We start from the raw sequence: 12,894 nt of genomic DNA, 5'->3' as shown, positions 1-12,894 counted from the left end.
ACAGAACCTCGCGGACAGAAGACCTTATTCTAAACCGACGTATTTGAAGTCAAAGCTGACATCAAACGGTTTCCACCAGCGGCCTACGCCCGTCTCACCATCGGTGTGACGGTGCATACCCGCTTTTGATGGCGGATCGATGTGGTACGTCACTTTGTAGTTACCCACGCCCATCATTTTGATGTTCGCGCCGTAGTGCGGGCCATCGCTGGCAACCATCGGCATGAAGGTACCTTCCTGTTTCGCACCGGTGTCGGTGTTGGTCAGGGTGTAAGCGATGGTCAGGAACGGCATCCACTCACCGGCACCGAAGCCATTCTTGTTGCCTTCAGCGGCGTGGATATCGGCTTCCAGATGGATGTCCGCTTTCGCGGCAGGCAGGCCCATCCCACGCGGTTCCATGTCGATAGGTTGCAGATAAACGGCGGCAATTTCCATTTCGTTCATGGAAACCGGCTCACCCGCTGGATATTCTTTAAACGCCAGCGCGGCAGGTGCAGTGAAAATACCGGCAATAACGGCACCCGCAATCAGACTTTTTTGCATATTCATCAAACCCATCCTCATCTCAGTCGTCCCCTGCGCTTAATTCGCTAAGCGATTGGGGTTGTTATGGTTATTTGCTGCTCTTATTGCTTCCAGTATTACATTAACGTCGGATGCCTTCTTATCAGACGGCAGACGCTCTGCGCCGCATCACCCACAGGGCGATTAACGCCGCGACCACCAGCACACCTTGTGGAATCAGCGTTTCCACATAAGGATAAATCCCCAACCCGCTGATTTCCGGCACGCCGGTCAGCAACGTCGGTTCAAACAGCTTGCCTTCGATCAGTTCCAACACGCCTTTCCCCGCAAACACAAACGCCATCAGGTACATAAAGCAGCCGGTAAACATGAAGAACGGCTTCAGTGGCAGTTTGACGATGGTGTAGCGCATCACGAAGTAGGCGATCAGCAGGATCACACAGCCGATGGCAAACCCAGCCAAAATAGAGAGGTGTCCCGCCATGTTGCTGGCATCACCGACCAGCGCGTAATAGAACAGCACCGTCTCCGCGCCTTCGCGATACACGGCCAGAAAGCTGGTTAACCACAGGCCGATCATGGAACCGCTGCTTAGCGAATGGGACAGCTTACCTTCCAGATAGGCCTTCCAGTGCCGCGCTTCCACTTTGGACAGCAGCCAGTAGCTCATGAAGAACAGCATCACCACGGCGATCAGCATCGTAATGCCTTCCAGCAGCTCACGGCTGGCACCGGAATTGGTGAACACGAGCTGGAAAATGACGGCGGTAATCACGCTACACAGCAGCGCGACGTAAACCGACTGGCGAATCAGCGGCAGTTTGTCCTGCTGATTGTTTTTCACCAGATAGGCCACGATCGCGGCCACAATCAGCAAGGCTTCCAGACCTTCACGCACAATAATCAGCAGGCTGTATATCAACAGGCTCCAGTGGGTTTCACCGCCGTCGCCCAGCATGGTCACGGCCTTCGCCAGTTCCTGCTGCAACGCATCGGCCTGCCCTTGCAGTTGCTCCGCAGGCTGTTTGGCGTTCATCAGGCTCACCAAACGGGTGAAATAGCCTTCCAGCGTCGATTTGAACGCCGCATCGCGAGAACCAATTTTGTTCTCCATGCCGGTGGCTTCAAACAGATCGAAATAGGTATCCTGCACCGCCATAATGGCAGGTTTGACCTGGCCTTGACGGTACTGCGCAATTGCCGCAGCAATCGCCTGATTAATATCGTCGGCGACTTTCGCCCAGTTCGCATCCGGCACGGCACTCGTATCGGCATTCGCGGCAGGGGTTGCCGTCGCCTGCTGGCTGTCACGCGTGGTTGGCAATCCAGGCAAGACATCTTCGATATCCTGCAACAGCGTGGTGACCCGATAGGCGACATCCGTCAGTTGATCGGGTTGGCTGGCTAACGTAATCAGCGCGGAGAATTGTTGATTAATGGAGGCCGCCTGCTGCGCTGAGCGACTCTGCCTGACCGACATCTCCATTTCAGAGTTTTTAAAGCCCTGATAGTGCGCCAACTGCACGCTCTGGCTGGCTTTTTTGTAGTCTCCAGCCTGATATTCCGTCACGGCCTGCGCGAGTTGGTCATCGATAATTTTGAAACTCTGCTGCCAGTACGGCGCAATATCCGTGTTGTCATAAGCACCGTGCTGCTCCTGTGCGACCAGCTTGTGCCCTTCTGACAGCACGGGCAGAACGGCATCCAGCTCGCCCTTCAGCCAGGAGATTTTTGCCTGTACCTCGGCCTGCGGCTTCCCTTCGCCAATCATGCGGCGAATTTCACCGAATGTAGCCTCTAACTGATAGCTTTTTTGCGCGGAAATATTGATGCGGATGGGGCCTTCAAGGTTTTCAAACACCTCAAAATAGGCCATCTGAACTTCGGTACGAGCCTCATCCGGCTTTTGTTGCTCATAGAGCTGAGCCGTTTTATCCAGCCGGGTTTCGATATCTTGAATAAATGAGGCGTAATCGGTGGCGGCAACTGCTACTGAACAGCTAAACAGCCAACACAACACGAGAAGCGTTTTTTGCCAGATAGACATAAGCGAGTGATGAAGCAGAAATGATATTTATTCTTATTATCACTTTGAAGCGGCCATCTGTCTTGATTTACGTCACGAAAATATAAGCAATAACCACTTTAGTATGTAACAAATGATTTCAGGTTTAACTTAATGCCAAAAAATTCCGTTTTATTTCTATAACCCCAGAAAAATACGGTTTTACGATCTAAAAAACGGTATAAATCGCCACAAAAAACAAGGCAAAAATTATGCCATTGTTTTAAATAATTCATCCCAAGGTTAGATACCCTCGTCTTATAATGGCATTTCTTTACATTACCACAATCAGATTTACAGAGAAAAACGCCATTTTTCCTCTGTAATCCAAGGCATTACCTGCGGTGCGTTTAACACGTTTCATCGAGCATTTTTGGGCAACTCACCCTAGCTATTCAAGTAAGCACCACATTTCAGTAAATCTGGCGTTCAAGTGATAACCCACAATCAACAGAACCGGGCAGATTCCTTTCCGCCCGGCTCGCAACTCGCCTCGTGGGCTATCTTATATTCAACGTCTGTCGCGTAGTTAACCCGCTACGGATCAGAATTTTTCCCATCCCTCACCATTGCGGCCATGTGCCGACAATAGCGGTGTAGTGCCCTGCCCGACAGCGCGATGGACGGGGGCGGAGACCGCCTGACGGGAAAAAGACATTGTTGGATCGCATTCTGAATCCAGATCGAACACATCCACCACGGCAGATAGCTCACTGGATTGTTCATCCAGACGGGCGGCCGCTTCCGCCGATTGGGTCACCAACAACGCATTTTGCTGCGTGACGCTATCCATTTCATGCACTGCCTGGCTAATTTGCGTAATACCGCGCGTTTGTTCATCGGTTGCCGCCGCGATTTCGCTAATCAGATCGTTCACATGGGCGATAGCGGTGATAATTGACGTCATTGCTTCGCCGGATTGTTTCACCTGTCCCGCGCCAGTTTCAACGCGCGAAACCGATTCCGCAATCAGCGCTTCAATCTCTTTCGCCGCCTGCGCACTGCGCTGCGCCAGAGTTCGAACCTCGCCCGCCACCACGGCAAACCCTCGCCCTTGTTCACCCGCACGCGCCGCTTCAACCGCCGCGTTCAGCGCCAAAATATTGGTCTGGAACGCAATGCCATTAATCACCGAGGTGATATCGGAAATTTGCCGGGAACTGGCACTGATCCCTTCCATCGTCGTCATCACATTGGTGCTGATATCCCCACCTTTTTTCGCCATGTCGGCAGCGTCCTGCGCCAGCTTACGTGCCTGATGTACGTGATCGGTCGTTTGACGCACCGTCGAACTAATCTCTTCCATACTCGCAGCGGTCTGCTGCAATGCCGCCGCCTGCTGCTCCGTACGGCTGGAAAGATCATCATTGCCATCCTTAATGTTCGACGTCCCGTTGTTGATTTCCGTCGTACTTTGCCGGATGACGGTCACCGTATCGCGTAAACTTTTCTGCAACCGCTTGATATCGGGAATCAACCGCCCCGCACAGTTCTTGCCGAACTCCGCCAGTTCACAGCCTAAGCGACCCGCAGTCAGCTGCGACAGATGCGATTTCAGTACGGCAATCGGTATCACCAAATAGTTTCTCAGGTAATACTCGGTGAAAATCAGCACAATGATCCCAATGAACATCCCTGCAATAAGTGCATTGCGGTTTTTATCATTGTGTTCATTCACACTTGGAATCAACGAAGAAGCGGTAATACCGTCCGAATATCGCTTGATATTCTCTCCAAACGTCAGGCTGACAGGAGGATAAACTGAGCGGAAAATTTGTCGGAATGCTTCGGGATCGTCGCGTTGCAGCGCCGCATTCATCGGATCGATAGAAGAAGAGATCAGTGTGTTCCAGGTATTCCTCACCGCATCAACCGTTGCCTGATCGACACCAACGTGCTCCGCTGTCTGGAACTTATCCAGCGCTTCTTTGGTGTTTTTGATCGCACTCTGTGCCATTTCCAACGTCTGTTTGGCGTTTTCTGACTCATTGCGCTGCAAATAATCCATGGTTCTTTCCATACGAGTTACGGCCCGAAAATATTGATCGGCGCCATAGACCAGATGGGAATACGTTTTGCGCTGAGTCTCACTTTTATCAAGCAAATTCGTAACCTGATAAAGCGAGTAAAGACTGAATCCTGATGCCACTCCCCACGCCACTAATAGGGAAGCCACTATGACCAGCACCATTAATTTTATGCTGACATTTCTTAGAAATTCCATAATGCACTCCGCGACGTTAACAAATACTGCCCGCACGCTCTGTCGGAAAAGTATTTACTTTTTACTCATGACGGTGCCGCCCGTTGCATCGCGCCCTTATCCCACGCGATCTAACAGACGTTCTGGAATTCCCTGATTCATAACCCATTAGATGGGAAGTTAAGCTCAAAAAATTAACGAATAGAATGCGTTATCTTCCTTGAAAAGCCAATTTCCGTTGTTTTAAACAGCCGACAGGCAGGACGAGCCTAGCCCAATCGGTGACACATAGAGTTAATATCGTCAAAAACAGTATAGGCATTAACGGATAAAGAGGATGAATACGCTAGCGCCTATTTTCCAGACAAATGTCCTATGGAAAAAGGTCGCATCACTCAACGCGTTAGGACGATTTGCCGCGCGCTGAGCATGACCACGATCAGTAAATTAATTTTCTTTATCGGCGATTATCGAAGAGTAAACCGCTGCATCGATGCCCTAACAAGAATGCAGTTCTTAACGATCCAAGACTCGGCTTTGGAGAATAATCATGCAGAAAGTGCTTACTGTCTGTCCGTATTGCGGGTCAGGCTGCAAAATTAACCTGCTGGTAGAGAACGGCAAAGTGGTCGGTGCGGAAGGGGCAAACGGCGTCACCAATGAAGGTGAACTGTGCCTGAAAGGCTATTACGGTTGGGATTTTCTCAACGATACGAAAATTCTAACACCCCGTTTAAAACAACCGCTGATTCGACGTCAGAAAGGCGCCCCCTTTGAGGCCGTATCCTGGGATGAGGCTATCGGCTTCGCCAGTTCCCGACTGAAAACGATTAAAGAAAAGTACGGTGCCGAGTCGATTATGCACACTGGCTCGTCGCGCGGCCCCGGTAATGAAACCAATTATGTGATGCAGAAATTTGCCCGGGCGGTTACCGGGAATAATAACGTCGACTGCTGCGCCCGGCTCTGCCACGGCCCGTCGGTGGCCGGGCTACAGGTAACGCTGGGCAACGGCGCCATGAGTAACTCTATCTGCGAAATCGAAAAAACCGACTGCATCCTGATTTTTGGCTATAACGCCGCAGACTCACACCCCATCGTGGCACGCCGCATCCTGAAAGCGAAAGCACGCGGGGCAAAAATCATCGTGTGCGATCCGCGTCATATTGAAACCGCCCGCATCGCCGATCTGTGGCTACCGTTGAAAAATGGCTCCAACATGGCGCTGGTCAATGCGTTCGCTAACGTGCTGATCAACGAAGGTCATTACGATAAAGCGTACGTCGCCCGCCATACCGAGGGCTTCGAGGAATTCAGCAAGACCGTCGCGAAATACACACCGGAGTATGTCGCCGACATCACCGGCCTGTCGCCGAAATTGATTCGCGACGCGATGCGGATCTATGCCGCCGCGCCGTCCGCCACCATTCTCTGGGGAATGGGCGTAACACAATGGGGACAAGGCGTTGATGTGGTCAAAGGGCTGTCCGGGCTGGCACTACTGACCGGAAATCTGGGACGTCCGAACGTTGGCGTCGGGCCGGTGCGTGGGCAAAATAATGTACAGGGCGCCTGCGATATGGGCGCACTACCGAATATGTTCCCCGGTTATCAAAAAGTCACAGATAACGCGGTGCTGGCGAAATTTGCCGACGCCTGGGGCGTGCCTGAGCTCTCTGACAAGATTGGCTACTCGCTGACCGATCTCCCGCACAAAATAAAAGAAGGGAAAATCCGAGCCAATTACGTGATGGGCGAAGATCCGCTGCAAACCGAGCCGGATCTGTCGATGCTGCGTGATGCATTCAACGAGCTGGACCTGCTGATCGTACAAGACATCTTCATGACCAAGACCGCCGCGATTGCCGATGTGATTTTACCGGCGACTTCCTGGGGCGAGCACGAAGGGGTCTATACCGCCGCAGACCGGGGATTCCAGCGCTTTTATAAAGCAGTGGAACCACAGGGCGATGTCAAACCCGACTGGGAGATCATCAGCCTGATGGCAACCGCACTCGGTTATCCGATGCACTATAACAACACGCAGGAGATCTGGGACGAGCTGCGGCAGCTCTGCCCACTGTATTACGGCGCGACCTACGAAAAAATGGCGGGGCTGGGCTATGTACCATGGCCGTGTCTAACGGAAGGCAGCCCCGGCACTCCGTGGCTGTACGCCAATAATCACTTTGATCGTCCCAATGGGAAAGGCTTACTGCTCACGGCCGAATGGCGACCGCCGATGGAGCTGGTGGATGAGGATTACCCGCTGGTATTGTGCACGGTGCGTGAGGTCGGTCATTACTCCTGCCGTTCCATGACGGGCAACTGCACCGCACTACAAACGCTGGCGGATGAACCTGGCTACGTGCAGGTTAGTCCTTATGACGCCGAACGTTTAGGAATACGCGATCAGCAGTTGGCCTGGATCTCGTCACGACGTGGCAAGGTGATCTCGCGTGTTGCCGTCAGCGAGCGCATCAATAAAGGTGCCGTCTACATGACCTACCAATGGTGGATCGGTGCCTGCAATGAACTGACGCTGGACCATCTCGATCCGGTATCCAAAACGCCGGAATACAAACACTGCGCCGTTAAGCTGGAGGCGATTGACGATCAGCAGGCAGCAGAAAACTATGTACAGCAAGAATACAGCCAACTGAAAAATCGACTGCGCAGCACCGCAGAAAATGTCAGTTAATCCCTTTACCTAAGCCGCCGCGAACCTAAGCCATCTGGTAAAGGTCGTGGCGGCTTAGGAAAATACATACTCTAAATAATTCGAGTTTCAGGACAAAACGCTAGCGTTTTGAACAGCGCTTGCGCTGACCCCGAAGGGGTGAAGCCATAAGGCCAAATAACGCGGCAAGCGAAGGACAAATTCGTTGGGAACGAATTTTACCCGCCAAAGGCTGGCCTCCGGTGAGAGACAGGATGTCTCTCATTTAATCCCGATGAGCTTACTCAGGTAAGTGATTCGGGTGACTGACAAATCTGCCAGAGGCAGATTTGAACGCTGCTTGCAGCGGCCCCAGCGGGGCGAGGTCCACGTAAGTGGACCGAGTAACGGAGCCAACGCACATGCAACTTGAAGTATGACGAGTATAGATGGTTTAGACACCATTTAACCTTCCTCACCCATAATGCTTTATTCTCCCTTTCATGTTGTAAAGATTTATTAATGAAAATGGATGGATTTCCGCTAATCGATAATAAATTTCTACGCAGCAATTAAATTTTTACACCTCTGTTTATTTTTTAAAATTATGTTGGCTATCACAGCCCTTCCCTCCGCCTAATTGTTTTTTATTCCAATTTAGCGCAATTTGCGTTTCATTTTACAATGCTTTAATTTGTTTTTAACAAAAAGAGCCACCTGTAGCGGTAGTTTTCAGACCGATTAAAACCATGACTAAACAATCGGTTAGATGGACATTGGTGGGGATAAAAGGAATATTATTGCTCGCATAGAGGTCATTTATGTTACCGATTACTGTTACCTTATCGCTTCCTCATTATCTGTCATTTATTATTCGTATCGACCCCGGAAGCTAACCCCATCTTTCATTCGTATTCTCCCCTGAACGTTACTGACGTCGGGAAATAACCTGTGCTCATCCCTTTCGATATGCGGTTATAAAAAACCGTACGGCCTCTAGTACCCCAAATTCGCCGGAAGAAAGGCAGTAAGTTATTCAGAATATAATAAAAAACAGGAGATTCACTGTGCTCACTATTCTCGGTTTCTCTATGGTCATCTGTTTTATGTACCTGATCATGACCAAGCGGATGTCTGCGCTTATCGCGCTGATTCTTGTCCCTACGCTGTTCGCACTGGCGGCAGGTTTCTATCAGGGGCTGGGCGCGATGATGCTGGACGGCATCAAAACGCTGGCTCCAACGGGCGTTATGCTGACGTTTTCTATTCTCTACTTCGGCATTATGATCGATGCAGGCCTGTTCGATCCACTGGTTCGCTTCATCCTCCGTTTGGTTAAAGGCGATCCGTTGAAAGTGCTGGTCGGCACCGCCGTATTAACCTTAATGGTCGCGCTAGACGGCGACAGTACGACGACCTATATGATCGCGATTGCCGCATTCCTGCCACTCTATCAACGCTTGGGCATGAACGTGCTGGGGTTGACCTGTCTGGTGAACATCGCCAGCGGCGTGATGAACCTTTCTCCTTGGGGCGGCCCGACGGCGCGTGCCGCCGCCGCATTGCGTGTTGATGCATTGGACGTTTTCCTTCCCATGCTCCCGGCGATTATTTTAGCCAGCCTGACGCTGGTCGGCGTGGCCGTTTTTCTGGGTCTACAGGAGCGCAAACGGCTGGGGATTATTGATGTCAGCAACGTCCAGAATACCTCGATCAATCTGGGCAACGGCAGCGACGAAGAAAGCGACGCCAACCGCCGCCCTAAAATGTTCTGGCCTAACTTTATTCTGACCACCCTACTTCTGGTGTTTCTGGTGATCGGCCTTCTGCCCATTCAGGTGCTGTTTATGGTCGGCTTCGCTATCGCTGTCATGCTCAACTATCCCAAGCTGGAGGAGCAAAAAGCGCGGATCGGCTCACACGCCGCTAACGTGCTCGCAGTGACATCACTTATTTTCGCCGCTGGGATTTTCACCGGCATTTTATCCGGTACCGGCATGGTGGATGCCATGGCGAAGAGTCTGTTGCAGGTGATACCTGAAAGTTTCGGCCCGTATCTTGCTGTATTCACCGCGCTTATTAGCCTGCCGTTTACTTTTTTGATGTCCAACGACGCGTTCTATTTCGGAATCTTACCGGTTATCGCCCAGACGGCGGTCAATTATGGTATTACCCCAGAGGAGATCGCCCGTGCGTCGATTGTAGGCCAGCCGTTCCACCTGCTTAGCCCGCTGGTGCCGTCACTCTACCTTCTGGTCAGTCTGGCAAAAGTGGACATCGGCGATCACCAACGCTTTGCAATCAAATGGGCGATTTTTGTCAGCCTGTCGCTGCTGGTCGGTGGTATTGTCTTCGGCGCATTTCCGTTCTATCACCAGTGAAACAGGGTTGCTCCGGTCAAGCCGGGGCAACCTCTGCTGACAGACAAGCTTTGCTGACAAGAACATAGCGATTTCCCGTAACCCCCTTACACGACATAGCACCTAACCGACATAGCAGGATAGCCATGGCTTTAACTCCCCTACAGACAAGGATTGTCAGACAGATTGTTGCCTATATTCGCCGCGAGCAGTTGCCGCCCGGCGCTCATCTGATCGAATCGTCACTGGCACAGGTACTGAACGCCTCGCGCACGCCGGTCAAGGTCGCGCTGCTGTATCTGACGGAAAAAGGCATGCTGCATTACCACCGCAACCGGGGGTTTTATCTTGACCGCCACGCCCATGAATTAGGGCATCTGGTCACCGAGTTAGCCGCTAGCAGCGAAGAGCCGCTCTACCGGAAGATTGTGGATATGCGCCTCTCTCGTCGGTTGCCAGAACAGTTTTCAGAAGTGGAGCTGATGCGAGAATGTCAGGTGTCCCGCTCCGTACTACGCAACGTTCTGACTCGTATTCAACAGGAAGGTTGGCTGGAGTTCCGCACTGGGCAAGGCTGGCGAACTACGCCGATTATCGATTCCGTCACGGCCTATGAGGAAAGTTTTACTTTCCGCCTACTGGTCGAGCCGGTCAGTCTGCTGTCGCCGCAGTTTCGTATCGATCAGCACACGCTCAGCGCCTGTCGTAAGCAGCAGGAAGACATTCTCAATGGAGGTTACCTGACACTCACACCGCATGAAATGTTCGATGCCAATACGCACTTTCATGAAACGCTGCTTGCCTGTAGCGGCAACCGCTTCGCCCACCATAGTTTGCAACGAATCAATCAATTACGGCGTCTGGTGGAATATCGTCAAGGGAGTCCAGCCTTCAACCCCAAGCGATTGGAGCAGATTGCAGAGCATCTGGCGATTCTGGATTTCCTGCAACAGGGAGAGATCGAAACAGCAGCAGAGTGGATGAAAAAGCATCTGGAAAAAGCGTGCCACGATAAAGTGAGCATCGATCTTTTTCGATGAAATAACCAACAGTGAGGTCTCAAATCATCGATAACATATGTTTAAAAAATAACAAACACCATTTTAAACACCCTAAACGCCCAGATAGTTACAAATAGAAACACATAGAACAATAATTAAACGTTAAATCAACAACACAAAAATCAAGCACGAACCAAGAAACAAAAGTCACGACTTAAATAATTAAAAAATTAATTTTTTAATAAAATGGCAAGTATTTAAAGTTTTCGTTAATTGTTCTTTTATTTTTACTTAATCTTTAAGTAATTTACTATATGTTTTATTGATGTATAGCCACATATCATTAGCAACACTAATTCAACACCTTACCCCTCCTGCCATCACCAATAAAATACCGACATAAGACATTGTTTTATAACGAATTAAATGAAAAATCACGTTTTACGCGATCTGCGCATCACATCCCTATTTATCATTACAAGCGACATGGACATGCATTTTTCGCATGACAAGGATCACAATTACATAACAATCCGCAGAAAAAAAATGTAAAAAGCAAGAATCGTTGTAATATCGGCGGGCAGACACAACACCCCAATAACAGGTTCGGGTGGGAGATTGGCGTATTCAGGGAAAGCGCCAACCATCACGCGGCAATAATATTGTGTTGTCTGAATCAATTCATCAACATGAGGTTTATATGCAAAGGCAGAAGTTACTTGTACAGATAGTCTTGGCTATCGTCCTGGGAATATTAATCGGCTGGGCTTGCCATCAATATCTTGACGGCAGTCGAGCAAAAGAAGTTGCATCTTATTTCAACATGGTTACCGATATCTTCCTGCGCTTGATTAAAATGATCATCGCGCCACTGGTCTTCGCTACGCTGGTTTCCGGCCTGGCAAGCATGGGAGGAAACTCTTCTGCCGTTGGCCGTATCGGTATGAAAGCGATGATCTGGTTTGTCAGCGCCTCGTTCATTTCCCTGCTTATCGGTATGGTCTTCGCCAACCTGTTCCAACCCGGCGCAGGCATGAATCTCGAAGTCCCCGTACAGCATGTTGCGACAGGCCTGAATACGGACAGCTTTACGCTCAAGAGCTTCATCAGTCATATCTTCCCGAAAAGTATCGTAGAAGCGATGGCGAACAATGAGATCCTGCAAATTTTGGTGTTCTCTCTGTTCTTCGGCTCTGCGCTTGCCTATGTAAAAGGCCATAACAAGCACGCAACCACGATCATTTCCATGATCGAAGAACTGACCAAAGTGATGTTCCGCGTAACCGACTACGTGATGGCGCTGGCTCCTATTGCTGTCTTTGCCGCAATCGCTTCCGCGATTACCACACAAGGTCTGGGCCTGCTTTACGACTTCGGTAAACTGATCGGTGAGTTCTACCTCGGTCTGACCGTACTGTGGGGCGTTCTGTTCTTGGTTGGCTACCTGTTCCTGGGCAAAGGCATCGTTAGACTGGCGAAACTGATTCGTGAACCAACCATGTTGGCTTTCGCCACGGCGAGCAGTGAGTCTGCTTATCCGAAAACCATGGAAGCGCTGACCAAATTCGGTGTGCCGAAAAAAGTCACCAGCTTTGTGCTGCCGCTCGGTTATTCATTCAACCTCGACGGTTCTATGATGTACCAGTCCTTTGCGATTCTGTTTATCGCACAGGCTTACAACATCGACCTGAGCGTTACTGAGCAAATCCTGATTCTGTTGACACTGATGATCACCAGTAAAGGGATGGCGGGTGTGGCACGTGCTTCCATCGTGGTGGTTGCCGCAACGCTGCCGATGTTCAGCCTGCCGGAAGCCGGTATCCTGCTGATTATCGGTATCGACCAGTTCCTGGATATGGGTCGTACTGCAACTAACGTCATCGGTAATAGTATCTCTACTGCCGTGGTGGCCAGTCTGGAAAAAGACGTCCGCGATGATGAGGAAGAGGCTGCCGACGAAGTCGTTGCCTATAAGGAACCTCAGCAGGCCACGCAAAATAGCTAATGCTGAGTGAATGCTTCATCTATAGCGGCCTGCGGGCCGCTATTTTTTTATCTCTCGTTACCCATCAACATGG

Annotated in this window: 7 protein-coding genes; 4 read left to right on the top strand and 3 right to left on the bottom strand. The window is 50.6% G+C overall.

The genetic code is table 11. The annotated features are described in order from the left end of the window. Positions 1-24: 24 nt before the first annotated feature. From KKH3_RS06180 to KKH3_RS06170, 3 genes are all read right to left on the bottom strand, one after another. Positions 25-552 carry an iron transporter gene (locus KKH3_RS06180; RefSeq protein ID WP_010285198.1) on the bottom strand — a complete coding sequence of 176 codons (528 nt, stop codon included), beginning with the start codon at positions 550-552 and terminating at the stop codon, positions 25-27. Positions 553-670: 118 nt separating this feature from the next. After that, the gene (locus KKH3_RS06175; RefSeq protein ID WP_039357017.1) at positions 671-2,575 is read right to left on the bottom strand and encodes an FTR1 family iron permease; all 1,905 of its coding nucleotides are present in this window, start codon (positions 2,573-2,575) and stop codon (positions 671-673) included. 562 nt (positions 2,576-3,137) lie between these two features. Next, entirely contained in the window at positions 3,138-4,817 is a 1,680-nt protein-coding gene (locus tag KKH3_RS06170) for a methyl-accepting chemotaxis protein (RefSeq protein ID WP_039357014.1), read from the bottom strand. 529 nt (positions 4,818-5,346) lie between these two features. On the opposite strand from KKH3_RS06170, the gene fdhF reads away from it, so the two are divergent. The 4 genes from fdhF to KKH3_RS06150 all read left to right on the top strand — a co-directional run bounded on the left by fdhF (position 5,347) and on the right by KKH3_RS06150 (position 12,821). Beyond that, positions 5,347-7,497, top strand: a complete 2,151-nt coding sequence (gene fdhF, locus KKH3_RS06165) for a formate dehydrogenase subunit alpha (protein ID WP_039357011.1) — start codon at positions 5,347-5,349, stop codon at positions 7,495-7,497. A gap of 1,025 nt (positions 7,498-8,522) precedes the next feature. Next, positions 8,523-9,836, top strand: coding sequence for a CitMHS family transporter (locus KKH3_RS06160; protein WP_039357009.1), 1,314 nt, complete (start codon positions 8,523-8,525; stop codon positions 9,834-9,836). Between the two features lie 125 nt (positions 9,837-9,961). Beyond that, positions 9,962-10,855 (top strand): GntR family transcriptional regulator, encoded by an 894-nt coding sequence (locus tag KKH3_RS06155; protein ID WP_039357007.1) that lies wholly within the window; start codon positions 9,962-9,964, stop codon positions 10,853-10,855. Between the two features lie 661 nt (positions 10,856-11,516). Continuing rightward, a complete protein-coding gene (locus KKH3_RS06150; protein WP_039357004.1) occupies positions 11,517-12,821 on the top strand; it encodes a dicarboxylate/amino acid:cation symporter in 1,305 nt (434 codons plus the stop codon). Positions 12,822-12,894 lie beyond the last annotated feature (73 nt).

Origin of the sequence: Pectobacterium actinidiae (assembly GCF_000803315.1) — a bacterium.
Lineage (GTDB): Bacteria > Pseudomonadota > Gammaproteobacteria > Enterobacterales > Enterobacteriaceae > Pectobacterium > Pectobacterium actinidiae.
This window is presented reverse-complemented; position numbering and strand designations above follow the sequence as displayed.

Coding starts and splice junctions, on each gene's coding strand:
- KKH3_RS06180 (WP_010285198.1), bottom strand. CDS start 552: ATGAATATGCAAAAAAGTCTGATTGCGGGTGCCGTTATTGCCGGTATT.
- KKH3_RS06175 (WP_039357017.1), bottom strand. CDS start 2,575: ATGTCTATCTGGCAAAAAACGCTTCTCGTGTTGTGTTGGCTGTTTAGC.
- KKH3_RS06170 (WP_039357014.1), bottom strand. CDS start 4,817: ATGGAATTTCTAAGAAATGTCAGCATAAAATTAATGGTGCTGGTCATA.
- fdhF (WP_039357011.1), top strand. CDS start 5,347: ATGCAGAAAGTGCTTACTGTCTGTCCGTATTGCGGGTCAGGCTGCAAA.
- KKH3_RS06155 (WP_039357007.1), top strand. CDS start 9,962: ATGGCTTTAACTCCCCTACAGACAAGGATTGTCAGACAGATTGTTGCC.
- KKH3_RS06150 (WP_039357004.1), top strand. CDS start 11,517: ATGCAAAGGCAGAAGTTACTTGTACAGATAGTCTTGGCTATCGTCCTG.